Source organism: Pseudoalteromonas amylolytica (assembly GCF_001854605.1).
GTDB classification, from domain to species: domain Bacteria; phylum Pseudomonadota; class Gammaproteobacteria; order Enterobacterales; family Alteromonadaceae; genus Pseudoalteromonas; species Pseudoalteromonas amylolytica.
Map to the genome: position 1 here is coordinate 989727 of NZ_MKJU01000025.1, position 25561 is coordinate 1015287.

At 43.2% G+C, this 25561-nt stretch carries 23 protein-coding genes; 14 read left to right on the plus strand and 9 right to left on the minus strand.

Going from position 1 to position 25561, the window contains the following annotated elements; all coding sequences use genetic code 11:
• The 5 genes from BET10_RS10740 to seqA all read right to left on the minus strand — a co-directional run bounded on the left by BET10_RS10740 (window position 1) and on the right by seqA (window position 5809).
• Window positions 1-978 (minus strand): alpha-ketoacid dehydrogenase subunit beta, encoded by a 978-nt coding sequence (locus tag BET10_RS10740; protein ID WP_070985542.1) that lies wholly within the window; start codon window positions 976-978, stop codon window positions 1-3.
• Window positions 978-2195, minus strand: a complete 1218-nt coding sequence (locus BET10_RS10745) for a thiamine pyrophosphate-dependent dehydrogenase E1 component subunit alpha (protein WP_070985543.1) — start codon at window positions 2193-2195, stop codon at window positions 978-980. The genes BET10_RS10740 and BET10_RS10745 overlap by 1 nt, the downstream gene beginning before the upstream one ends.
• Before the next feature lie 287 nt (window positions 2196-2482).
• Window positions 2483-3517: a succinylglutamate desuccinylase gene (astE, locus tag BET10_RS10750; RefSeq protein ID WP_070985544.1), complete on the minus strand. Its 1035-nt coding sequence runs from the start codon at window positions 3515-3517 to the stop codon at window positions 2483-2485.
• 96 nt (window positions 3518-3613) lie between these two features.
• A complete protein-coding gene (gene pgm, locus BET10_RS10755) occupies window positions 3614-5251 on the minus strand; it encodes a phosphoglucomutase (alpha-D-glucose-1,6-bisphosphate-dependent) (RefSeq protein WP_070985545.1) in 1638 nt (545 codons plus the stop codon).
• Between the two features lie 9 nt (window positions 5252-5260).
• On the minus strand, window positions 5261-5809 hold the full coding sequence (gene seqA, locus BET10_RS10760) for a replication initiation negative regulator SeqA (protein WP_070985546.1): 549 nt from the start codon (window positions 5807-5809) through the stop codon (window positions 5261-5263).
• Window positions 5810-5936: 127 nt separating this feature from the next.
• Between seqA and BET10_RS10765 the strand changes: the two genes are divergently transcribed.
• The 6 genes from BET10_RS10765 (at window position 5937) to BET10_RS10790 (ending at window position 10392) form a co-directional block, all read left to right on the plus strand.
• Entirely contained in the window at window positions 5937-6713 is a 777-nt protein-coding gene (locus BET10_RS10765; RefSeq protein WP_070985547.1) for an alpha/beta fold hydrolase, read from the plus strand.
• An 82-nt stretch (window positions 6714-6795) separates the two neighbouring features.
• Window positions 6796-7017 carry a DUF2788 domain-containing protein gene (locus BET10_RS10770; RefSeq protein WP_070985548.1) on the plus strand — a complete coding sequence of 74 codons (222 nt, stop codon included), beginning with the start codon at window positions 6796-6798 and terminating at the stop codon, window positions 7015-7017.
• 2 nt (window positions 7018-7019) lie between these two features.
• Window positions 7020-7298 carry a LexA regulated protein gene (gene ybfE / locus BET10_RS10775; RefSeq protein WP_070985549.1) on the plus strand — a complete coding sequence of 93 codons (279 nt, stop codon included), beginning with the start codon at window positions 7020-7022 and terminating at the stop codon, window positions 7296-7298.
• 14 nt (window positions 7299-7312) lie between these two features.
• Window positions 7313-7840 carry a flavodoxin FldA gene (gene fldA, locus BET10_RS10780; protein WP_070985550.1) on the plus strand — a complete coding sequence of 176 codons (528 nt, stop codon included), beginning with the start codon at window positions 7313-7315 and terminating at the stop codon, window positions 7838-7840.
• A gap of 110 nt (window positions 7841-7950) precedes the next feature.
• Entirely contained in the window at window positions 7951-8397 is a 447-nt protein-coding gene (fur, locus tag BET10_RS10785) for a ferric iron uptake transcriptional regulator (protein WP_070985551.1), read from the plus strand.
• 150 nt (window positions 8398-8547) lie between these two features.
• A complete protein-coding gene (locus BET10_RS10790) occupies window positions 8548-10392 on the plus strand; it encodes an ABC transporter ATP-binding protein (protein WP_070985552.1) in 1845 nt (614 codons plus the stop codon).
• Here BET10_RS10790 and BET10_RS10795 read toward each other — a convergent pair.
• The gene (locus tag BET10_RS10795) at window positions 10376-10978 is read right to left on the minus strand and encodes a TetR/AcrR family transcriptional regulator (RefSeq protein WP_070985553.1); all 603 of its coding nucleotides are present in this window, start codon (window positions 10976-10978) and stop codon (window positions 10376-10378) included. The two genes, BET10_RS10790 and BET10_RS10795, sit on opposite strands and share 17 nt — an antisense overlap.
• A gap of 291 nt (window positions 10979-11269) precedes the next feature.
• Between BET10_RS10795 and BET10_RS10800 the strand changes: the two genes are divergently transcribed.
• Together BET10_RS10800 and BET10_RS10805 are read left to right on the plus strand one after the other, a co-directional pair.
• Window positions 11270-12445 (plus strand): efflux RND transporter periplasmic adaptor subunit, encoded by a 1176-nt coding sequence (locus BET10_RS10800; RefSeq protein WP_070985554.1) that lies wholly within the window; start codon window positions 11270-11272, stop codon window positions 12443-12445.
• Window positions 12446-12448: 3 nt separating this feature from the next.
• Window positions 12449-15622: an efflux RND transporter permease subunit gene (locus tag BET10_RS10805; RefSeq protein ID WP_070985555.1), complete on the plus strand. Its 3174-nt coding sequence runs from the start codon at window positions 12449-12451 to the stop codon at window positions 15620-15622.
• Window positions 15623-15894: 272 nt separating this feature from the next.
• Here BET10_RS10805 and BET10_RS10810 read toward each other — a convergent pair whose 3' ends face one another.
• Window positions 15895-16503: a GNAT family N-acetyltransferase gene (locus tag BET10_RS10810; RefSeq protein WP_070985556.1), complete on the minus strand. Its 609-nt coding sequence runs from the start codon at window positions 16501-16503 to the stop codon at window positions 15895-15897.
• A 179-nt stretch (window positions 16504-16682) separates the two neighbouring features.
• Here BET10_RS10810 and BET10_RS10815 point away from each other — a divergent pair, with 179 nt between their 5' ends.
• The 6 genes from BET10_RS10815 to BET10_RS10840 are packed head-to-tail and all read left to right on the plus strand — an operon-like array spanning window position 16683 to window position 23883.
• Window positions 16683-17282 (plus strand): PilZ domain-containing protein, encoded by a 600-nt coding sequence (locus tag BET10_RS10815; protein WP_070985557.1) that lies wholly within the window; start codon window positions 16683-16685, stop codon window positions 17280-17282.
• Between the two features lie 54 nt (window positions 17283-17336).
• A complete protein-coding gene (locus BET10_RS10820) occupies window positions 17337-18374 on the plus strand; it encodes an agmatine deiminase family protein (protein WP_070985558.1) in 1038 nt (345 codons plus the stop codon).
• 9 nt (window positions 18375-18383) lie between these two features.
• Complete coding sequence (locus BET10_RS10825; protein WP_070985559.1) at window positions 18384-19274, plus strand: carbon-nitrogen hydrolase; 891 nt, start codon at window positions 18384-18386, stop codon at window positions 19272-19274.
• A 24-nt stretch (window positions 19275-19298) separates the two neighbouring features.
• The gene (mfd, locus tag BET10_RS10830; RefSeq protein ID WP_070985560.1) at window positions 19299-22781 is read left to right on the plus strand and encodes a transcription-repair coupling factor; all 3483 of its coding nucleotides are present in this window, start codon (window positions 19299-19301) and stop codon (window positions 22779-22781) included.
• A complete protein-coding gene (locus BET10_RS10835) occupies window positions 22778-23620 on the plus strand; it encodes a CsiV family protein (RefSeq protein WP_070985561.1) in 843 nt (280 codons plus the stop codon). The genes mfd and BET10_RS10835 overlap by 4 nt, the downstream gene beginning before the upstream one ends.
• Window positions 23621-23634: 14 nt before the next feature.
• Window positions 23635-23883 (plus strand): DUF3862 domain-containing protein, encoded by a 249-nt coding sequence (locus tag BET10_RS10840; RefSeq protein ID WP_070985562.1) that lies wholly within the window; start codon window positions 23635-23637, stop codon window positions 23881-23883.
• Window positions 23884-23988: 105 nt separating this feature from the next.
• On the opposite strand, the gene BET10_RS10845 is transcribed toward BET10_RS10840, so the two are convergent.
• The gene (locus tag BET10_RS10845; protein ID WP_070985563.1) at window positions 23989-24243 is read right to left on the minus strand and encodes a hypothetical protein; all 255 of its coding nucleotides are present in this window, start codon (window positions 24241-24243) and stop codon (window positions 23989-23991) included.
• Window positions 24244-24313: 70 nt separating this feature from the next.
• Window positions 24314-25491, minus strand: a protein-coding gene (locus BET10_RS10850) for an IS3 family transposase (RefSeq protein WP_096348924.1) whose coding sequence is annotated in 2 segments (ribosomal slippage) — window positions 24314-25233 and window positions 25233-25491 — 1179 coding nt in all. Because the reading frame shifts where the segments join, the coding sequence is not laid out codon by codon here.
• Window positions 25492-25561 lie beyond the last annotated feature (70 nt).

Consider the following 25561-nt stretch of genomic DNA (forward strand, 5'->3'; position numbering starts at 1 on the left):
TTAAAACTCTACAGACTTTTTAATCGCAGCGAATACTTTCAGTGCATCTGGTACGTATTCTTTTTCTAGCGCAAGTGGATAAGGCGTATCTAGGCCACACACACGCGCAATTGGCGACTCTAAGTGTAAGAAACATTCTTGTTGAATTGTCGCTGCTATTTCAGCACCAAAACCATTTGTGATAGGCGCTTCGTGGCTGATGATCAGACGACCCGTTTTAACCACTGATTTTGCAATCGTTTCAACATCCCATGGTAAAATACTGCGTAAATCTATGATTTCACAGCTAATTCCCGCTTCTTCGGCTTTTCCAGCAGCCTGTTCAATGATCTCCATTTGCGCACCCCACGCAAGTAAGGTTACATCGCTACCTTCTTTAACCACTTCGGCTTTGCCGATTTCGATGGTGTAATCTTCTTCAGGCACCTCACCTACAGAGGCACGGTATAAACGCTTAGGCTCGAAGAAGATAACTGGGTTATCGTCTTTAATACACGCGCGCAACAAACCTTTAGCCTGATATGGGTTACGCGGTACAACCAGCTTCAAACCTGGGGTGTGAGCAAAATATGCTTCAGGTGATTGAGAATGATACAAACCACCTGCAATACCACCACCGTATGGGGTACGAATTGTTAAGTTGCCAACATTAAACTCGTTACCACTGCGATAACGGAATTTTGCTGACTCGTTCACGATTTGGTCAAACGCAGGGAAGATATAATCAGCAAATTGGATTTCTGCTAGTGCTGGCGCACCAAACGCTGCCAAGCCATTGGCGAAACCTAAGATGCCCTGCTCCGTTAATGGCGTATTAAATACACGATGCTTACCATATTTTTCTTGCAAGCCTGATGTTGCACGAAATACACCACCAAAATAACCTACATCTTCACCAAAAATACACGCTTGCGGGTGCTCATTCATGGTGATATCAAGCGCCGAGTTAATGGCGTGTAACATGTTCATTTTAGCCATTATTTAATTCTCCCTGCTGTCACTGGATAGGCATCTGGGTGCTGTTTTATATGTTCTTTCAATTCTTCATACTGCTTTTGTAGTGAAGGAATTGGCGTGTCGTAAACATCCGAAACGAGTTCTTCAAGCGCGGGTTTTTGTACTTTTTCTGCAACCTTAACCGCGGCTAAAATATCTTCACGGATTTTTTCTTTCTGTGCTTCGTCTTCTTTTTCGTCAAGCCAGCCTTGTTTTAACAGCCACTTTTTAAAACGTTCGATTGGGCAATTGGCTTTGAACGCTGCTTCTTCTTCTTTACTACGATAGCCCGACGGGTCATCTGACGTTGAGTGTGCGCCTAAACGATATGCGATTGACTCAACTAAAACCGGTTCACCTTGCTGTACAGCTATTCTACGAGCTTCTTGCGTAGCCGCGTAAACAGCCAGAGCATCGGCACCATCAACACGGATGGTTTTCATGCCATAACCCACACCACGAGATGCAATACCATCCCCTTTAAACTGCTCATCAGCGGGTGTCGAAATTGCGTAACCATTGTTACGGGCAAAGAAAATAACGGGGGCTTCGTGCACCGCAGCCATGTTTAAGCCTGCGTGGAAGTCACCTTCCGAAGCAGCACCTTCGCCAAAGTAACAAATGGTAATGTTGTCGATTTCTGATGCCAGCTTACCGGTCTCTTTGTCGATATGCTTTAGTTTCTGACCGTACGCGTAACCTGTCGCTTGTGGGATCTGAGTGCCTAGTGGCGATGAAATCGTTAGGTAGTGCAACTCTTTAGACCCGTAGTGCACAGGCATTTGACGTCCCTTGCCTAAGTCTTTTTCATTTGAGAACAATTGGTTCATGAACTGCTCAAGGGTAAATCCGCGATATGCAATTGCTGCTTGCTCACGATACTGAGCCATGATCATATCATCTTGCTTCAGCGCCGCAGTACTGGCTGTAATCGCTGCTTCTTCGCCCAAACACTGCATGTAAAAACTAACACGCCCTTGACGCTGTGCCGCTTGCATACGCTCATCCAACAAGCGAATAAAACGCATTGTAGAGTAAAGGCGTTGCGCAGTTTCTTTGTCGATATCTGGCGCTGTTGCACCAGGAAGTACTTCACCGTCATCACCTAATATGGATAAAGTTGGAATATCCAGGGCATGGCTATCAATAAACTTCAACTCATGGCTGATATTTAACGATATGTTATTGGGGTTAGTCATAACCTACCTTCTCTTGTTGTCATAACACATTTGCAAGTAAAGCGGCATGTGCAAGCACAGGCGGACTCTGAACGGCACCAATCACAATGAATTTTTTAATTATAGATTGGCTTTATTTTGTATGAATAATCCGTTCAACTTTTGCAAATCGATTAAATAAAAACTAGTGTCACTTTACGTTAACGTAAAGGGTTATTCAACTAATCCTAGATGAATAACCCATAATTTGCATAATTATGCTTGGAAAGATTTTGATACGGAAGGATAACTACATTGAAAACAACTAATTAAACAAACCTCTCATCTACTTCCATAGGAATTACCGTTAATAAAGCGCGCTGTCCTAGTGCTACGTTAGCATTTGGGAAAATAATGGCTTCACCTTCAACTTCCGCAAGATACCTAGTTTCTCCGTCAGTAGCCAGTAGCTCACCTTTAGCAAAACCCGTGAAGTTTTCGGCACTATCAGCAAACGGAAACGTAAAGTCTTCTTGCGTTCTATTGATCGTTCTATGGACTTGGAACAGCTCATAATCGCCAGAATTAAATTCCCCAAAATTGATATCATCCTGACTAATTAATGCAGTTAAAGTTTCTTTGGTTTTGGCAAATCTGCTCATATCGTTTTGGCCAAATGGTTTAACTTGACCTAATTCCACGGTAAATGCATCAGCGCCAAACTGTCGAGATGAGAAATAGCTAAATGTAGTTGCAGCTGAGCGCATCATCAGTACAGTGTTTACACCACAGGCTAATAAAAACTGCAGTTGCGACTTTTTCCAAGGTTCCCCGTGTAAAAACGGATAAACTGCAAACTTCTCATTTTTAGAGCCACGGATAGCTGTGTGTAAGTCATAGTGACAGCGATAACGCCCCGCTTCGACGGATGTAAAAAAGGCCGTAACATAACGCTCTAAATTCGCAGCGCGCTTACGTTCTTCATTCTCAATGTCACCTTGTGCATGAGTGCCATTAAACAACCTGTTTAAGTTCTCTTCAACGAAGCGCTCACGGATGTTGATAGACTTCGGATTACCAAATATAAACAGCACTCTATGTTTAAGCGTTAGCTGCTCTTTGATGATGCTCTGGATTAACTCATCACAAATCTCAATTGGTGCAGTTTCATTACCATGAATCGCGCTAGATAACACGATATCCTTAAGACCATATTGAGCGGGTGTAAATTGGATCACACCTGTATCTATCACATCCACTTGGGTGCCATTGGACAACGTAAATTGCTGTGCTGGTAAATGAAATTCATTGTTTCTTGTTAGGGTTAAAAAGTCCCCGGTGCGTTTTAATTCTTCTAGGTACATACGGTCACCTGATCTGGTTATTATGTGAGAGTGATTACCTTTGCTCAAAAGGTACAAAAAAGCCATGCAATAGCATGGCTTTTAATGATGTAAAACTTAACGGATTACTGAGTCAACAAGTGCTTTAGCCTCTTGTTCCAGCTGCTGCAAGTGGGCTTCACCTTTGAATGACTCAAGATATATTTTGTAAATATCTTCTGTGCCAGATGGGCGCGCTGCAAACCAGCCATTTTCGGTAACAACTTTTAAGCCACCTATTGCGGCATCATTACCCGGTGCATTTGTTAATATTTGAGTTATTTTGTCGCCTGCTAGCTGATCAGCGGTCACATCTGCTGGGCTTAGTGCTTTTAAGCGATCTTTTTGCTCAACCGTAGCTGGCGCATCAATGCGCTTATATAAAGGAGAGCCAAACTGCTGCTCAAGCTCCTGATATCGCTCAGATGGGGTTTTGCCAGTTACAGCCAAAATTTCAGCGGCCAGTAACCCTAGAATGAAACCGTCTTTATCAGTGTTCCAAACATCACCATTCATGCGTAAAAATGACGCCCCTGCGCTTTCTTCACCACCAAACGCTAACCATTGTTTATTCAAACCTTTAACAAACCATTTGAAGCCTACGGGTACCTCATAAACTGAATGATTGTTTGCAGCAACAACTTTATCAATCATGGCTGACGAGACTAATGTCTTACCGATTTTTACATCGTTTGGCCAACTTCTATGATTCAGCAAATAATCTATCGCTACGGCTAAGAAGTGATTCGGGTTCATCAAACCATCTTTGGTCACTATGCCATGGCGGTCATAATCAGGGTCATTACCAATACCAATGTCATAATCATCCTTTAGCGCGATCAAATTAGCCATCGCGTACGGTGACGAACAATCCATGCGAATTTTGCCATCTTTATCTAACGGCATAAACGCAAAGCGCGGGTCAACTTGGTTGTTAACAACCGTGAGATCTAACTGATACTTTTGACTAATCACAGGCCAAAAGTTAATGCCGGATCCGCCTAGCGGATCGACACCTATTTTAACACCCGCTTTTGCGATCGCTTGCATATCAACAATATTTGCTAAGTCATCTACATAAGGGGTGATTAGATCTTGATATTTAATAAAACCCGAACGTCTTGCTTTAGCAAACGGAAATAGCTCAACCTCTACAAGATCTTCAAGCAGCAACTGATTTGCTCGATTCTCAATCCAATTCGTTACGTCGGTGTCAGCAGGCCCACCATTGGGCGGATTATATTTAAAACCACCATCTTCAGGCGGATTGTGTGATGGCGTAACAACAATACCGTCCGCTAATTCATTAGGATTATTTTTGTTATGACATACTATTGCGTGGCTAATTACTGGCGTTGGCGTGTAGTCATCATTTTCTTGTGTGATGACTTGTACTTCATTGGCAACCAACACCTCTATTGCAGAGTTAAAGGCAGCTTCCGATAATGCGTGCGTATCTTTACCTAAAAACAGCGGACCGAAAATGTCATTGGCTTTACGATAATCACAAATCGCTTGAGTAATTGCCAAAATATGAGATTCGTTAAACTTCACGTTGTATGAACAGCCTCGATGCCCTGAGGTGCCAAAGGCTACGCATTGCTCTGGGTGTTGCTCTAAATCAGGCTCATTTAAATAATAAGCGGATACCAGTTTAGGAATATCAGCTAATTGCGACTGCGCTGCGGGTTTGCCAGCGCCTGGGTGGATTGCCATACGATGTCCTTATAGGTAGTCTCGGATAGTTTCAGCTTGCGCTTCAGTGTAGCCTAAGCTCAACGCCACTTCATGAAGCATCATTTTCTTACGAGTCGTATTTGAGTTGGTCATCACCCAATATTCGCTATCGAGAATATTTTTTGGGTTCATACTACTACCACTTTCAAGTAACGCTTCTTTGCTTTTTGCAAAATAAATACGGTCACGCCCTTTTATGTCGAGCACTTTATGAAAGCTTTTCTTATGAGTGCGATGCAGCGCACAAAGAATAAATAGAAATCGACCTACAACACCTTTTTGCATCGCAAGTTCTTCTTTATTTAAAATATTAAACACATTTTCATGTGATTGAGCAGGCTCTTCGGCCTCTGGTAGTTGTTCGCTTTGTTCTAGTTGTGTGGCAGGTTCGCTGCTTGGCATAGGCGTTGAAGGCTCAGTGCTATCAACAGAGAGATTTAATAAACGACGCAAAATTTGAGAGGCACTTTCGCCAATACTTTGGGTATTGCTTGCGATGTATTGATAAAGTTCGTCATCTATTTCTATTTTCTTCATGCTTTTCCTGTCATTACTGAAATTTAGTGCATCTGTGCGTGATTATATCCTGATTTCACTCATTACTCTACGGCTTTGCATTTTTGCCTAACGCTGGCACAATTATGCCTCAAATTTAGGAGAATACATGCTACTTAACTACACCCAAACAGGCTCAGGGCCCCATGTTATCCTTATGCATGGTCTATTTGGTTCATTAGATAACCTAAACATTGTTGCTAAAGCCTTGGCTGAACATTTTACAGTAACGAATGTAGATTTAAGAAACCACGGGCTATCATTTCACCATGAAGTGATGGATTATCCGACAATGGCCAGTGATGTGATTGCTTTGATGGATCACCTACAAATCGAAAAAGCTCACTTGGTTGGCCATTCAATGGGTGGAAAAGTCGCAATGCAAGTAGCCATGATAGACCAACAACGTGTTGAACGTTTAGCCATTCTAGATATTGCGCCCGTAGCCTATCATTCAAGACATGATAGTATCATTGCCGGCTTACAAGCGGTTGAAGACGCCCTTACACATGCCAAAATACAAAGCCGCAGCGAGGCCGATAAAATCATGGCACAGTATATTGAAGAATTAGGTGTTAGACAGTTCTTACTAAAAAGCTTAGCTAAAAATGAACATTCCAAGCTTGCGTGGCGTTTTAATTTAACGTCGATCTGTAAAAATTATAGCAAAATAACCGCAAATATAAATGCAACTCATTCTTGTTTGTGTGATACTCTATTTATCAAAGGAAACAACTCAGACTATATACTGCCGGAGCATAAAGATGCCATTACCCAAAGCTTTAGCAACGCCAAAGCAAAGGTTATCCATGGTGCTGGTCACTGGCTCCATGCAGAAAAACCGCAATCAGTAAATAGATCTATAATTGATTTTCTTCAATTATAATGTTGTTTTTACGTTGCGAACTTAATTTATCTCAAATGATTATGTTATAGTACGCGCCGTTTGAGATTTTAGTAGAGCGCACATGGTCAGTCAGTTTATAAACGAATTTGAAACCTTAGGGCTGTATTTCGCGTTAGCGGGTATCTTCTTTTTTATAGGAATGGCTATCCAAGATGTTCTAAAAAAAGGTGATGTGCCAAAGTTTGGTAGATACACCGTTTGGTTAGTGTTGTTTCTGGGCTGTTCAGGTTTTATTGCTAAAGGCTTAATTCAGGTATTTTGGCAAGGTGCAGGTGTTGGTTAGACATGGCAAAATCTGAAACAGATAGAACCACGATTGACTTATTTGATAATGAAAAACGCCCCGGCAGGCCTAAAACCAACCCACTTCCAAGAGAAGTGCAATTAAAGGTCAACAAGCGTAATCAGATTAAACGTGATCGTGCAAGAGGATTAAAACGCGTAGAATTTAAAGTTTCATCAGAGCTTTACCAAGCTTTGAGTGACATGGCAGATGAACAAAATATCAGCCGTAGCGCGTTAATAGAAACCATCTTGCAAGAGAAATTAGCGAATAACAGATAGAAGGTAAGCATTAAATGGCAAGCGTAGGTATATTTTTTGGCAGTGACACAGGCAACACTGAACATGTTGCTAAGATGATACAAAAAGAGCTAGGTAAAAAGCTTGTAGACGTCAAAGACATTGCAAAAAGTAGTAAAGAAGAAATCGCAGAATTTGATCTGATCTTATTCGGCATTCCTACATGGTATTACGGTGAAGCTCAATGTGACTGGGATGACTTCTTCCCTGAACTTGAAGAAGTTGACTTCGAAGGCAAACTGGTAGCTATTTTCGGTTGTGGTGACCAAGAAGATTATGCAGAGTACTTTTTAGATGCGATGGGTATGATTAACGATATCGTTACACAAAGAGGTGCTATTGTTGTGGGTCACTGGTCTACTGAAAGTTATGAATTTGAAGCATCAAAAGCACTAGTTGATGACTCTCACTTTGTGGGTTTAGGTATTGATGAAGACCGCCAGCCAGAGTTAACTGAACAACGTGTTAAAGCTTGGTGCGCTCAAGTATATGATGAAATGTGCTTGGCTGAGCTTGAGGATTAATAATTATTGCAAGCTTTGCACTTAGGTGCATAGCAAGTTATTCTTAAGTTTAAGCGGCGTCGTGCGAATGACTTAAGATAAATACACATAAATAGATTGAGACAGATTTAATGACTGATCACAACTTAGAGTTAAAAAAAGCCGGTTTAAAGGTAACCCTTCCGAGGATCAAAATCCTTGAGATCTTACAATCACCAGACAATCAACATATCAGCGCTGAGGATGTTTACAAAATCCTGTTGGATTTAGGGGAAGAAATTGGTCTGGCGACGGTTTACCGTGTATTAAACCAATTTGATGACGCGGGCATAGTAACCCGTCACCATTTCGAAGGTGGCAAGTCTGTATTTGAACTGTCTGGCTCCACACACCATGACCACCTTGTTTGCTTAAAATGTGGCAAAGTGGTTGAGTTTGAAGATGATGTCATTGAAACTCGTCAAGATGAGATTGCAAAGCAAAATGGCATTAAGCTGACAAACCATTCACTTTATTTATACGGTGAATGTGAAGACAAAGAAGCTTGTAAGAAGTACGCTGAAGAAAACGGCAACTAATTATTCGTATTTGTTTGTAACCGGCCTAGGCCGGTTTTTTTATGGCTAAAACCTTGGCTTGAATGGACGTTGATTAAAAAGAAATATAGATACTGGATATTTACCCAGTAATTGGTAGAATGAGGATCTTACATACGAGGGATAGAACAGATGTACAAGATTTTTGAACGCTTCACCAACCCATTTCCTGAAACGCTTGTCAGCCAGCCTCCTAATTCACTGTATGCTTTTTGCCGTTTTTATACCAAAGGCATGGAGTGGCCACTTGTATTAATGTCATTGAGTGCGGCTTTATTGGCAGTTCTTGAGGTTATGTTATTTGGGTTTATGGGTGACTTGGTCGATTGGCTATCAAATTACACGCCAACAGAGTTGTTTGCACAAAAAAGCTCAGAGCTTTTGAGTATGACGCTAGTCACAGTGGTTGCGTTACCGCTTTTAGTGCTCTTTCACTCAGCAATTCTGCATCAAAGCCTGCTGGGTAACTATCCTATGTCAATACGCTGGCAAGCTCACCGCTACTTATTAAAGCAAAGTATGAGCTTCTATCAGGATGAATTTGCAGGCCGTATAGCGACCAAGGTTATGCAAACCGCACTTGCAGTTCGCGAAAGTGTGATGAAGCTGCTAGATGTCCTAGTCTATGTGATGGTCTACTTTACTGCGATGATGGCGCTGGTTGCACAGGCGGATATTAGGCTCATGCTACCCATGCTGGTATGGTTTGCTTTATATATTGGCGTACAGGTTTACTTTGTGCCAAAACTCAAACGCGTGTCTAGCGCTCAAGCTGATGCTCGCTCCGAGATGACTGGCCGTATTGTTGACAGTTATGCCAATATTTCTACCGTTAAACTTTTTTCATATACACAACGTGAAGAACAATACGCCAAAGACAGCATGGATGTATTTATTCAGCCTGTATACAAGCAAATGAGATTAGCCACTGGTCTCAATGTGAGCGTGCAAACGCTAAATTACCTGTTGGTATTCTCCGTTGCTGCTTTATCTTTATATTTATGGTCACTTAGTGCGATTACAGTCGGTGCCATTGCCATTACCGTAAGCTTAGCTTTGCGACTAAATGGAATGTCACAATGGATAATGTGGGAGATAAGTGGATTATTCGAAAATATCGGCACTGTCTCTGATGGCATTACCACGTTGTCTAAACCAATTGATATACAAGATGAGCCACAGGCACGTACTCTGGAATTTAGCGCCGGTGCGATAGAGTTTAAAGATATCTGCTTTGCCTACAAACGCCTTGATAAAAATACCCAAGCCAATGTGATTGATAACCTCTCTTTATCAATTAAGCCCGGAGAAAAGGTTGGCGTGGTTGGGCGTTCAGGCGCTGGCAAGTCAACATTAGTGAACTTGCTGCTAAGATTTTACGATATTGACAGCGGCTGTATATGTATTGATGGACAGGATATTTCTAAAGTAAAGCAAGAAAGCCTTCGCCAATATATTGCTATGGTCACTCAAGATACTTCGTTGCTACATAGAAGCGTGCGTGACAATATTTTGTATGGACGTCCCAGTGCTACTGAAGAAGAGCTAATTAGTGCCGCGAAGCAGGCACAAGCCTATGACTTTATTCAGGACCTAGAAGACAGTAAAGGTCACAAAGGCCTTGCTGCTCAGGTGGGTGAGCGAGGCGTTAAACTCTCTGGTGGCCAGCGTCAACGTATTGCGATTGCGCGAGTGTTGCTAAAAAATGCCCCTATCCTGATTTTGGATGAAGCGACTTCCGCGCTCGATTCTGAGGTTGAGGCTGCCATTCAAGATAGCCTAGATACACTCATGGCTGGCAAGACTGTTATTGCTATTGCACACCGATTGTCAACGATTGCCCAAATGGACAAACTTATCGTGATGGAACAAGGGCAGATCGTTGAGCACGGCACCCATAGTGAACTACTTGCACTGGGCGGTATTTATGCCAAGCTGTGGGCCCACCAAACAGGTGGGTTTATTGGCGTGGAGTAACACCTGAGCAAAATAACAAGCACACCTGCTCAATCAACTTGTCAAGCGCTGCCTCATCTAGTGGCGCTTGCCATTTGATCACTTGCTCCCAAAACGTCAGTTTTTTTAACCCGCCCCAGAAAAAGGCGGCAGCAAATTCAGCGTTAAAGTTACCTAAACAGTGTGCATTAGCTGCATCTTCGAACCATATTAACATGGCTTTTTCACAATCCATCAAACGCATATTTAGGTTGTGAGCCTGTTCTTTTGAGCGCATGGATTCAATGATAACAATACGTGACAAAGTAAGGTAATCGTCATCGCTAAGTAGCGACACCGCACTTCTCGCTAAATGCTTAAGTTGTGTGGCAAAGTCATAGTTTGGGATAAACTGAATTGAAGTGAGCGGTACGATGCGTTTTATCAATAAGTCAACAACGGCGTCAAAAAGCGCGTCTTTGTTAGCAAAGTGTTTGTATAACGTACGTTTTGAAACTTGAGCAGAGTTACAAACTTGCTCCATTGTAGTCGCCGATAAACCTTGTTGAGCAAACAACTGAATTGCCGCGCTCAGAATATCTTGCTGTTTTGCTGAATATTGCGTCATCTAATATTCTTTTTATAAGAGCTGTTAACTGTATTTTAATGAAAAACTGGGCAAATAAAAAGTAAACTAAACCGTTTACCTACAAATCAAGAAAGTATACACTATCGTTTACTTTCTAAAAGTTCGTTCACTTATCTTTACTATGGGTATATATTGTATAGTCAGTGGGCAAAAGCAAGGTCGCTTCTCTGAGCATGTCTAGTGGACTCACAACACAGCCAGTTCAGAGATAGTAAGCATTATTATCTGCAACGTTAGAGTTACAATGCATCTACAGGAATTGGAGTAAACATGTATCCACACTTCACTAGCTGTGTAAAATCAGTCGTACTTATGGCAAGCACGCTTTTATTACTTACTGCCTGCCAAGAAGATAATTCACAATCAGCGCCTCACGCCATGCCGCCTGCTGCGGTTAGCATACTCCCTGTTACAAACACCAATGTACCAATTACCATTGAACTACCCGCTACACTGGCAGGTAACAAGGAAGTAGAAATACGCGCCCGAGTGTCTGGCATTGTTGAATCAAGAAATTTTGAAGAAGGCCAAACCGTAACAGAGGGCCAATCACTTTTTACGCTCGATCTTGAACCATTTAAACTTGAGCTTGAAACAGCCAAAGCGAAACTTCATGCAGCAGAGGCTGCGGTTATCCAGACTAAACGAGAACGCGATCGCTTTGAAACACTTACCAATGAGCGTTCATTGTCCAAACGTGACTTTGATAACGCGGCATCCAGCTACGACATTGCCCTAGCTAATTTGGAGTCAGCCCAAGTTGCGCTCAATGAAGCCAAGCTCAATTTGAATTACGCGCAAGTAAAAGCCCCAGTCTCAGGTATTATTGGACGTGAGCTTATTTCTGAAGGCAGTTATGTCTCAGGCCCTGAAGTGTTATTAACAGAACTTACTGACACTCACACTATGCGCGTGCGCTTTGGCTTTTCTGAGCGCGAACAATTAAAGATGCGTCAAGATGTTGAAACAGGCGGATTAACATTACCAGAGAACAATGAATTCGACGTTGAAATTGTGCTACAAGATAGCAGTATCTATGAGCAAACAGGCAAAGTAAACTTCTCCGACGTAAGAGTCAACCGCTACACTGGCACAAGTGAATTACAAGCCAAAGTAGCCAATCCACAATCACAACTTAGACCCGGCCAATTTGTACGAGTAAGACTAAAAGGCGCGGTACGTCACAATGTTGTATTACTACCTCAACGCGCGGTACTTGATAACGGTACTGGTAAGTTCGTTTACGTTGCAACAAAAAACGAGCAAGGCGCACTGGTTGCCTTACCCGCCCCTGTTGAAGTAGGTGAATGGGTCAGAATAGATGACAATAACTATTGGATAATTCGCAGCGGTCTTCAACCACAACAATCGGTAATCGTTGAAGGTATGGCGCGTATTTTCTTCCCTGGAATGCCAGTACAAGTCGTAGAACAGGGAGAAAAATAACGTATGTTTTCTCGCTTTTTTATAGACAGGCCAATCTTTGCCTTTGTCATATCTATCGTCATTGTTTTGGCGGGTTTGGCGGCGATGCGAAGCCTACCTGTCGCTCAATATCCTGAAATCGCCCCTCCTGTTGTACAAGTGACCGCCGTCTATCCGGGGGCATCCGCTGAGGTATTAGAACAAACGGTAGCTGCACCTATCGAAAATGCCATCACAGGCGTTGAAGGCATGATGTACATGAGTTCCACCAGTACCAGTTCAGGCGTTACCACCATCATGGTAACATTTGAGATTGGCACAGATGTGGACCAAGCCGCTGTTAACGTTAATAATCGCGTAAAGCAAGTTGAAGCAAGATTGCCAGAAGAGACTCGCAGACAAGGCGTGGTTGTTGCCAAGGGTTCTTCTAGCTTTTTACAAGTACATGCCTTTTACTCGCCTGACAACTCGCGCACCAGTTTATGGACTTCTAACTATGTCACCATGAACGTATTGGATAAAATAAAGCGCATCCCAGGCACAACAAACGTGCAAATTTTTGGTGCCAAAGACTATGCTATGCGTATCTGGCTACGTCCAGATATTATGAGCCAGTTGGGCGTTACCGTCGAAGAAGTGAGCGGCGCAATAAGGGAACAAAACTCTCAATATGCAGCGGGCCAAATAGGCGCAACGCCTACCTCAAAGCATGCACAGGAATTAGTATACAGTGTCACCGCACAAGGGCGCTTATCAAGTGCTGAAGAGTTTGAAGATATCTTGATCCGCGTAAACCCTGATGGTTCTAATCTACGTTTGAAAGACATCGCCCGTGTAGAACTAGGCTCTAAAGATTACAACTTTGCTGGTACCATCAACGGTAAACAAGCGGTGTTACTCGGTATCTTTTTACAGCCAGGTGCTAACGCGCTGGATGTCGCCGCTCAAGTTAACCAAACCATTGAAGAACTCAAAACCCAGTTTCCAATTGGACTGTCACACCTAAATGCTTATGACACCACTCGCTTTGTAGAGGTTTCCATCCGCGAAGTTCTAATCACCCTTGTCGAAGCAATGGTTTTGGTGTTTTTAGTCGTTTATCTATTTTTGCAAAACTGGCGCGCCACTTTGATCCCGACATTAGCAGTGCCTGTCTCCCTGCTTGGCACGTTCGCTGGTATGTATATGCTAGGTTACTCTATTAATACTCTGACCTTGTTTGGAATGGTATTATCAATCGGTATCGTGGTCGATGATGCAATTGTTGTCTTGGAAAATGTCGAACGTATCATGCATGAAAAACATGTCAGTGCGCGTGAAGCGGCCATTCAAGCGATGCAAGAAGTCAGCGGCCCTGTAGTTGCGATCGTTCTAGTACTTTGCTCGGTGTTTGTACCGATTGCCTTTCTGGGTGGCCTCACTGGCGAGCTATTTAGACAATTTGCAATCACCATCTCTATTTCAGTGAGCTTGTCGGGTGTAGTCGCACTCACTATGACCCCTGCACTGTGTGTTCTCATTTTAAAACATGAACACAAACAAACCGCAGGATTCTTTGTCTGGTTCAACGAGTTCTTTGCCAAGATCACAGGTCGCTATGTCAGTGCGGTTAGTTTTATGGTTAGACGCGGTTTGCTCGGCTTTATTCTTGTTGCAACCATGATAAGCGTCACTGGCATCTTGTGGAAAAGCACCCCGAGCTCCTTGGTTCCAGATGAAGATCAGGGCTTCTATATTTCGGCTATCTTCTTACCCGATGGTTCATCTTTAGAGCGCACCGCTGAAGTGGTTGATGAAGTCATCACCGCGATTCAGTCAAACCCTGCCAATGAGAACGTTGTTGCTTTCACTGGTTTCGACTTCATTGGTAATGGCTACAAAAACAGTGCTGCTACGTTGTTTGTTACGCAAAAACATTGGGATGAGCGTGAAGTAGAGGCAAAATCTTTAGTTGGTGAGCTTTACATGAAAACCGCGCATATCAACGAAGCACTGGTACTTGCATTCAACCCACCTCCTATTTTTGGCCTCGGAAACACGGGTGGTTTTGAGGTTTACCTACAAAATAAAGGAGCCGGCGGGCCTGAAAAGCTAAAACAAGGTATGCAGTTGTTGATGAACGAAGCACAAAAAAGCCCCGTGCTTGCCAGTTTACAAACGCTATGGCGCCCCGATGCACCACAGCTAAAAGTTCATATGGACCGAGAGCAAGCAAGAGCAATGGGTGTCAACATCAACAGTGCTTTCAATGCATTGGCTGCCAACCTAGGTACTTATTACGTAAATGACTTCAATAAATTTGGCCGAGCTTGGCAGGTACTACTTTCCGCTGAAGCTGAATTTAGAATGACACCTGAGGACGTAGGCCGTATTTATGTAAAGAATAATCAAGGCGATATGGTACCTATCTCAGCGTTTACTGACATTAAATACAGTCGCGGTCCCGAAAGCCTCGAACGTTACAATAACTTGTCAGCAGTTAAACTGCTTGGTGAAGCAGCACCAGGATACAGCTCTGGCCAAGCAATTGCGGAGATGGAGCGGATCGCTCGTAGCGTATTACCGCCTGACATGAGTTATGACTGGACAGGTTCTGCTTATCAGGAAAAGCAAAGCTCGGGCACAACGGGGCTTGCTTTGGGGCTGGCTGTGATTATGGTCTTTTTAATTCTAGCGGCACTTTATGAACGCTGGTCATTACCATTTTCAGTGTTACTTGCCCTACCCTTTGGTACATTTGGCGCATTAATATCGGTATGGATTGCCGGATTAACGAACGACGTGTATTTCCAAATTGGTTTGGTGACCCTGTTAGGACTTGCCAGTAAAAATGCCATTTTGATTGTCGAATATGCGCTCATGAAACATCAGCAAGGCTGGAGCACCAGCGCAGCTGCATTAGAAGCGGCACGACTAAGGTTCAGACCTATTATTATGACTTCACTGGCATTTATCCTTGGCGTTGTACCACTTGTGCTCAGTTCAGGCGCTGGCGCTGGCGCGAGACATAGCGTAGGCACAGGTGTTATGGGTGGTATGATGGCTGCCACATTCCTTGCAGTGTTCTTCGTGCCTTTATTCTTTTTCTGGCTGACTAACCGTCAACTGACAGAAAAACGCTCTAGGCAGGAGCTGGCTGATGAAATCGCTGAACAACACAAAAAAGAGCAAGTAGATACCAAAGAAGGATTAGCGTAAAACTAAAAAGGCGGCCACTTCACAATGGCCGCCTTAATATGCAAACTATGTTTGTTCTATCTTATTGTTCTAATACTGTGAGATATGGGTCCCAGTTGACCGTACCAAGACGCTCAGTACCTTTATATACCTTTACATGGAAGCTTATATACTACTCCATCAGTTTTTGCGTAATTATCGAAACTCCTTTCTTACGCTAAGAGATATCTTACTCCTAACACAACACAAATAAACTTCACATTGACGTTCCACCGAGCTCTTCTCACGCCTCATTACAGGTCATTAAAAACACTATTCACTTCAATTCCATAACACACTTCTTCAAATGGATACCGATTCATCGTCAAACCTAACGCACTGTCTAAACTAACCGCGCCGTGCTTTTCATAAAAAGCGCGAGCTTGAGTGTTCTTGGCGTAAATCCATGTATAAGCTCGCTGATACCCTTGTTCATATAGTTTAAGAAGACGCGCTTTGAGCAATGCTTGACCCAAGCCTTTATTTTGATGATCGGGTAGCACATAACCACGATAAAGCTCACCAGCCTTTAATTTACACACGCGCCTACTAACAGGGTTATGAGCGGTGCGATACTTACCACTTGCACCACAAGCAACTATATGACGCCCGTTGCTTATCACCAGCGCGGTATTATCTTTTGGCTTGTTCACAATGGATGTCCAGATTTTCTGAAAGAATTCCTGCGTACCTCTTTCTAGCACATCCTGAGGTAAAAATGGCTTAAACGCTAGCTGCCAACTGGCTTGAGTGACCCGAGCCATTTCTGCTACATCTGCGACCGTGGCATTTCTTATTTTTAGACTCTCTGGTAAGGATAAGGCGGCAGTCAGTGCCTTCGGATCTGTTTCTATTATGTCCATATAACTCACCTATAAAAATTAATCATTAAGCAACAATTTAATACATTATTATTACAAACCTGTATTTATACAAATATTTTTGCAATTTTAGAAGCACTTTTTAGTCTTGTCCTGCTGATACTATGGCGTTTTTAGCGCTAAGCCGTTAATATTAAATAAAACACCACTATGGTCGTGTTATGAATAAGCAACAACTTCTCGAAAACTTTGAACAGTACTTTCAGGTAGACGATGCCAATCAGGTCAATCTCAAAGAGGTAAACCTTGATGAAGTACCCAGCACCTTAGATGAACTTGAGGCAAAAATTCCTGCATTGTTTAAACTTGCCAACGAGATGAAAGAGCTTGACCACAAAATGCTCAGCCCACTTCGTAATTTAGGCGATATTGCGACCGATCTGGCAGCGTTTTTACAGGCCCAATCTCGCAAAATTGACCTCATAATGAGTCATATTCTCGCCACAGAACAACCCGATGAAGATAATATCTACTGTGATTCATATGGCGGCGGCGGGCTGCGCTTTACATCTCAAGTTACATACCCCGTTGGCACAGCACTAAGAACAAAACTGTTTTTACGACAAGAAGCCGCAGCTATCTACTGTTATTGTGAAGTTATCGATGTAAAAAGTAGCAAAGATGACAAGCACCAGCACACCATAGCGTTTACCAAAATCCGTGAAGAAGATCAGGAGTTGGTGGTACGCGCAAGTCTGCATGCCCAAACTCGACAGCTAAAAAAGCGTCAATCAGAGCAGAATAAAGAACAAAATAGCTGACAGCTCACGACACAATGATAAACTAACGGCTTAGTTATTTATTAGTGTTTAATCATGAGCTTTAGACTTCTACCTGAATGGGCCCCACAAGATGCTGTGATGCTCACTTGGCCACACAAAGATACCGACTGGGCGAGCATACTCGCAGATGTTGAACCTGTGTATGTTACTCTTTGTCAACACATTACTCAGTTACAATATGTTGTGATCGTTGCCCACGATGAGCAGTTAAAAACACACATTAGCTCGCTACTGAGCGAAGCGGATGTCGAGTTATCCAAAGTACGATTTGTTGTTACCCCATGTAACGACACATGGGCAAGAGATCACGGCCCCCTCACCTGCTCCGATGAACTAGGGCGATTGTGTATTAATGACTTTATCTTTAATGGCTGGGGCAATAAGTTTGAGGCGCAGCTAGATAACGCTATCAATGCCAAGTTGGTCAACGAATTGGCAGACTCTAGTAATCAATACCAAGCAATTGACTTTGTACTAGAAGGTGGTGGCGTTGAAATTAACGAGCACGGCACTTTGCTAACAACGTCTGAGTGCCTTCTAAACCCAAACCGAAACCCACAACACGATAAACAAAGCATTGAGTCGCTACTCAAGGAGCAACTTGGCGCACGTGATTTTTTATGGGTTGCTCATGGCTACCTAGCTGGTGACGATACCGATAGCCATATCGATACCTTGGTTCGTTTTGCACCGAACAATACTTTAGTCTACGTAAAATGTGACGACCAGAATGACGAGCATTGTAAGTCGCTTGATTTGATGGAAAAGCAGTTACAAAGTTTTAGAACACCTGAGGGTGACGCATACAAGTTGATAGCTTTACCATGGCCAAAAGCCGTGTTTGACGACGATGGCGACAGGTTACCAGCAACTTATGCGAATTACCTGATCATTAATTCAACAGTGTTAGTACCTGTGTATGATGATGCTCACGATGCGTTAGCCTTGGCTCAGATACAAAAGGCCTATCCACAGCACACCGTTATTGGCATTAATTGTTTGCCTATTATTCATCAATTCGGCAGCTTGCATTGCATTACAATGCAGTTACCACGTGGTTTTTTAAAATAGGACGAAGCCATGAGTTCACAATTACTTAAAGTTGGTTTGGTACAACACGCCAACAGCAATAACCTAGAGCAAAACACCGATAAAACCGTGCAAGGCATTCGCGACGCAGCTAAACAAGGCGCAAAACTGGTAGTGCTACAAGAGCTGCATCGTAGCTTGTACTTTTGCCAAACCGAAGACACCGACTTATTTGACTTGGCCGAAACAGTCCCTGGCCCGAGTACAGATATGTATGGCGCACTGGCCAAAGAGCTCGATATTGTTATCGTCACTTCATTGTTTGAAAAGCGCGCAACTGGCTTGTATCACAACACCGCAGTGGTGTTAGAGCGTGATGGAACAATTGCAGGTAAATACCGAAAGATGCATATTCCGGACGATCCTGGATTTTACGAAAAGTTCTATTTTACGCCAGGTGACTTAGGCTTTACACCCATTCAAACTTCGGTCGGTAAATTAGGTGTTTTAGTCTGTTGGGATCAATGGTTCCCTGAAGCTGCAAGACTGATGGCCATGGCAGGTGCTGAGCTACTTATCTACCCTACCGCAATCGGTTGGGATCCTAGAGATGAACAGGACGAACAAATTCGCCAGCGCGACGCTTGGATCATTTCTCAACGCGCCCACGCTGTCGCCAACGGAGTACCTGTCATTAGTGTAAACCGCGTAGGTCATGAACAAGACCCGAGCGCACAAAGCGAAGGCATTCAATTTTGGGGCAACTCATTCGTTGCAGGCCCACAAGGTGAAATGCTGGTTCATGGTAGTGAAACACAGGAACAAACACTGGTAGTTGAGATTGATCAGGGCCGCAGTGAATCGGTTCGTCGTATTTGGCCGTATCTAAGAGATCGCCGTATTGACCAGTATCAAGACCTTTGCAAAATCTATCGAGACTAAATAATAACGAAACAGGAGTGATCAATGGCGTTTGCGCATTGGAGCGAATTACCTTGGGTAAAAAACACCACAGATAAAATCCATTGGGGCCAGCTTAGCGGCAGTGGTTTGAGCGTCGCGCTTAGCGAAGGCATTTCAAAGCACCCAGAGCTGGTTGTGATCGTTACTCAAGATACCCCTTGTGCACTGCGCTTAGAAACTGAGCTTGGGTATTTACTACCCAAGCGCTCTGTGATGATTTTTCCCGATTGGGAAACATTACCATATGATCACTTCTCACCACACCAAGACATCATTTCCCAGCGTCTGGCGACACTCAATGCACTAAAACAACAAAATAACAGTGTCTTGATAGTGCCCGTATCCACGTTGATGCTTCGCACAGCACCGCCAGCATTCATCTATGGAAGTGCCTTAAAGTACAAAGTCGGTGATGTGATAGATGCACAACAACTCAAGTCTGCTTTGAGCGAATCTGGCTATCGACATGTACAACAAGTGATGGAGCACGGTGAATTTGCAGTAAGGGGCTCTATTGTTGATTTATACCCCATGGGCAGCGAACACCCCTATCGATTTGACTTTTTCGACGATGAACTCGACAGCATTCGTTTGTTTGATATTGAAACACAACGCTCTAGTGATAAAGTTGATGAAATTGACTTGCTTCCCGCGCATGAATTTCCAACCAATGACGCGGATATAGAACGGTTTCGCGTGGGTTATAGAGAGGCATTTGGCGCCAGTGCCGAAAAAGACTCTATTTACATGCAAGTGACCAAAGGCAATTGGCCCGCTGGTATCGAGTATTACTTACCGCTATTTTACGAGCAATTGGCAACCATCTTCGACTACCTTCCAGATAACACCACGATAATGCATCTTGGAGATATCGAACACGCTGCACAAAGCTTTTGGCAAGACGTTGAAAAGCGTTATGAAAATCGACGTGTCGACCCTTTAAGGCCACTATTGGAGCCAGTAAAACTCTATCAACCTATTGAAGAATTATATAGTCAGTTTAATCGCTATGGTCGCATTCGACTGAGCCAAGCTAAATTAGGTACCAAAGCAGGCCACACCAACCTATCAGCAAATGAGTTGCTCGATATTCGTATCGATCATAAGCAGAGCGATCCTTACAGCAAAATTCTTAGTTATGTTGCCGAGCAAAAAAAGCAAAAAGCACGCATCATTTTTAGTGTAGAGTCAGATGGTCGTCGAGAGTCTCTACTGACCCTCCTCAAACCTACCGCCCTTAAACTCAAAGAGTTTGAGAGCTTTGCTGACTTCATGGCAAGCAATACAGACGTGGGTCTAATCGTAAGCCCACTCGAACAGAGCGTGTTTCTCTCAGGTAAAGATAGCAAGCCTGCGCTGAGCATTATCACTGAGCAAGAGCTGTTGGGCGTTAAGGTATCTCAGCGCCGACGCAGAAAACACAAATACGAGCAAGGCCAAGATGCGCTGATACGCAATCTTGCCGAACTAAAAGAAGGTCAACCGATTGTTCATCTGGATCATGGTGTTGGTCGTTATTTGGGTTTGCAAACTATTGATGCGGCTGGTGTCACCACAGAGTTCGTTACTATCACTTACGCCAATGATGCTAAGCTCTATGTGCCCGTTTCAGCTCTACACATGCTCAGTCGTTATTCCGGAGGTGAAGAAGCCACAGCCCCGCTGCACAAGCTTGGCTCCGATGTATGGGAAAAAGCCAAGCGTCGGGCTGCCGAAAAAGTCAGGGATGTTGCCGCTGAATTACTTGATATTTATGCAAAGCGTCAAAGTAAGCCAGGCTACGCGTTTAAGCTAGATGGTGCTCTATATCGTGACTTCGCAAATAGTTTTCCTTTTGAAGAAACTGACGATCAACGTAACGCCATCGAGGCCGTGTTAGCTGATATGCAGTCAAACCAAGCAATGGACCGTCTAGTGTGTGGTGATGTTGGATTTGGTAAAACTGAAGTGGCTATGCGTGGCGCATTTGCGGCCATTAACGATAATAAGCAAGTAGCCGTGTTGGTGCCGACCACTTTATTAGCCCAGCAACATTACGAAAACTTCAAAGATCGCTTTGCAGATTTACCTGTTCAAGTCGGAGTTTTATCACGTTTTAACAGTGCTAAAGAACAAAAGGATACGCTAGATAAACTTGAAAGTGGTCAGATAGACATTGTTATTGGCACCCACAAGCTTATTCAAGAAAACATTAAGTTTAAAGACTTAGGCCTGCTGATTGTAGATGAGGAACATCGTTTTGGTGTTCGCCAAAAAGAAAAAATCAAACAGCTTCGTGCTGATGTGGATATCTTAACCCTGACGGCAACGCCCATACCTCGTACGCTTAACATGGCCATGAGCGGTATGCGCGACCTATCTATTATTGCAACGCCCCCAGCAAAACGTTTGGCAGTGAAAACTTTTGTGAAAGAGCGAAATGATGAGCTGATCCGCGAAGCGATATTACGTGAAATCAAGCGCGGTGGTCAGGTATATTTTTTACATAACAATGTAGAAACCATAGACAAAACCGCCAGCGATATTGCAGCGCTTGTACCTGAAGCCGGTGTTGCCATTGCTCACGGACAAATGCGAGAACGTGAACTAGAACATTTGATGAGTGAGTTTTACCATCAAAAATATAATGTTTTAGTATGTACCACTATCATTGAGACCGGCATAGATATTCCCACTGCCAATACCATCATTATGGATAGAGCTGACAAATTGGGGCTTGCGCAAATGCACCAACTGCGAGGACGTGTTGGTCGCAGCCACCACCAAGCGTATGCATACTTGCTCACTAGAAACAGCCAAACTTTGACCAAGGATGCTGTTAAACGTCTACAGGCTATCGAATCTCTTGAAGATCTCGGCGCGGGTTTTGCGCTTGCAACACACGACCTTGAAATTCGAGGCGCTGGGGAATTGCTTGGTGATGATCAAAGCGGGCAAATACAAACCGTTGGTTTTACTTTGTACATGGAAATGCTTGAACAGGCTGTACAGGCACTCAAAGATGGCAAAGAACCCACATTAGACAATCTATTGCAGCAACATACCGACGTTGATCTAAAAATTCCGGCATTACTACCAGATGATTATATTCCAGATGTGAATATGCGCTTGAGCATGTATAAACGCATTGCCAGTACCAAAAGCAATCAAGAATTGGACGAGCTACAGGTAGAGCTTATTGACCGATTTGGACTACTACCCGACGCTGCGAAAAACCTATTCAAAGTACAGGAGCTTAAAGTCCAAGCAAGTGAAATTGGGGTCAGCAAAATAGAAGCAAATGCCAAAGGTGGCTATTTTGAGTTCAACGCAACAACCAAAGTTAACCCAACGTTCATCATTGCTTTGATACAAAGCAACCCGCGTGTCTACAAAATGGAAGGCGCAAATAAATTACGCTTTGCGATAGAAGAAAAAAATGGTCAAGAGCGTTTGAAATTAATCAATGCTATGATTGAAGACTTTCACAAAAAGGCAGTTGCATGAAGCAGTTAATAACAAATCTGACGCTGACATTTTGGCTATCAACACTCTCTCTAAACGCGAATGCAGAGCGCTGGTTTGAAGTTGAAATGATAGCTTTTGAACAACAGCCTACCGATTCACTCAGAGAAGACTTTAGTCTGGTTCACCCACCTATTGAAGGGAAAAGGCAATTGGACCTGCTAAGTGAAGGATTTAATACACAAGGTCAACAACGGTGTTTAGAAGGTGATCCAGATTTCGACCCTCGCCCGTTTATTCAACAAATGAGTAATGCAGGTAACTCTTGGGGGTGCGATGCCAGTCATGACTACATCGCGCGATACGATACGCTCCCTGTGTCTCCCTACGCGGACTCACAAGAGCATATGGATAATATCTACCTTTTGTCTAAGCAGCAGCTAAAGTTTGAAGATGTGCTTAAAAAGTTGCAACGCCGAGGTTTAAAACCAATTCTTCACACTGGCTGGCGCTTTCCAGAACAAAGCCAACGGAAAGCACCATTTATAAAAATCTTTGCAGGGAAAAGATTTAAGTCGCCTGTCAGCCAAAGATTTCTCGATACCATCGAGCAAAACGGCTACCTTGGTCTGCTAGATAAACGCTTTAACATTCAAACCGAAGCTGATGAGGATCACTGGCAACTAGAAGGCTTAATAAAGATCCATGTAAAGCATTATCTTTATGTCACCAGCAATCTTGATATACGTTATTTGATGGATGATGGAGACACACAGAAAGCTCGAATGTCGCAGTTTACACGTGTATACAGCGGAGACATACATTATTTAGATCATCCCAAATTGGGGATTATCTTTCAAATAAGAAAATACAAACACTAAGAACGGGTAAATCTATGAAAAAACTATTGATCAGCGCCGCTATTTTAACTTTAGTTGGATGCTCTAAAGTTAATTTAGAAAACTATAATAAAGTAAAAGTAGGCATGGATAAGGCTGAAGTTGAAGCGATTTTAGGCTCTGCCGATGAATGTGAAGAAAAAACCCTGCATACCAACTGTACTTGGGGCGGTGAAGATAAGCACATCAAAATTACGCTAGTTTCTGATAAGGTCACGCTTTACACCAAAAAAGGTTTGGAATAATCACCAAAAGGGAAAGTATTACACTTTCCCTTTTCTATACTTGCTAAGCTAAAAGCAAGTATGTAATTGCATAATTAATCTGAACTAATTCAGTTAATCCGTTATTCAACCACCACTATGGATTCTCGGAGCCTTAGCTCTTGAATCTCTAAATGCTTCTTTACTCTTTTGCTCTTCACGTTCTTTGTCAGCGTGTGTGATACAACGCGTTCTTGATATCATAGAACCCAGTTTGGTAGCCTGTTCGCAGTGATACGCCTTTTTCTTTGTCTGCGCTGTAGCACCATCAGACGCATCATTAGATTTACACCCAGCCAAAAACAATACACTAAGCACCGCCATTATTACTGATATTTTCATCTTCCTTTCCTTTTTATGCGTTATTACTTCATCTTCACTTGTTGTTATATTTCTATATTATGTGTAGTGGTCAATACTTTTTGGCCACCTCGTTATAAGTTTCCCAGTATTGCTTTTCTTTCATAATCGGTGAGCAACCATTATTGTGTTTGTGAGGTCGATACCGATTGTAATAACCCACTATATATTGCGAAATTGCTCCCGATGCCTCAGCCATACTTCGATATCCCACTCTAGGCATCCATTCTGTTTTAAAACTTCTAAAAAAGCGCTCCATTGGCGCATTATCCCAACAGTTTCCTCTGCGTGAAAGACTTTGCTTCATGCCATAACGCCAGAGTAACTGACGAAAGCTCTTGCTCGTATAATGACAGCCCTGATCACTATGGAATAGCACTCGCTTTGGGTTACCTCGGCTTTCATAAGCCATTCTTAAAGCTTTTTTCGTTAGGTCACTGTCCGGTCGAGCTGATGTTGCCCAACCTACAACTTTGCGAGCGTAAAGGTCAATTACAACAGCCAGGTATAGCCAACGAGAACCGCACCAGACATAGGTAACATCACCACACCAAACTTGATCTGGTGCTTGTGTGCTAAATGCTCTTTTCAATAAATTAGGTATGCTTAAGTGCTCTTTTTCTGCCTTGGAATACTTATGCGTTGGCATTTGACGACTAACCAATCCCTCTTGTTTCATCAGCTTACTCACCAACCAGCGGCTCGCTTTGAAGCCTGACTTTGCGAGCAGTTGAACCAAGGTTCGTTGGCCTGCGGAGCCATGACTTAGCCCAAACCAACGTTTCATTTCGGCAATTAAACGTAGCCGCTCGGGCGCTATAGTATGTGGTGTTTCGCGCCAATATCGGTAACTACTGCGCTGTACTTTAAATACAGCACACAAACGCTTCACAGGCCAGCTCTCTTGAAGGGAGCGGATCAGCGCAAACCTTTGATGGAGTCCTGCATCAAGAGAGCTGAAGCCTTTTTTAGGATCTCATTGTCCTCTTCTAGGCGTTTGAGTTTACGCTCAAGTTCGCGGATTTTAAGTTGGTCAGGGGTCAGGGGAGTCGCACTAGTGAGGTTACCGTTACGCTCTTCTTTTAGCTGGCGTGCCCACTTATCGACAGTGGATTTACCTAATCCCATCGCCTCGGCAACGTCTCTAACAGAGCGTTGTTCATCGACGACTTGTTGAGCGACTTCGAGTCTAAATTCAGGAGAATAAGTTGGACGAGTTCTTTTTGTCATATTTGCACCTAATCAGTTATGGTGATTCTATCACCTCTAATCAGGTGGCCAAATTTATTGTGCCACTACA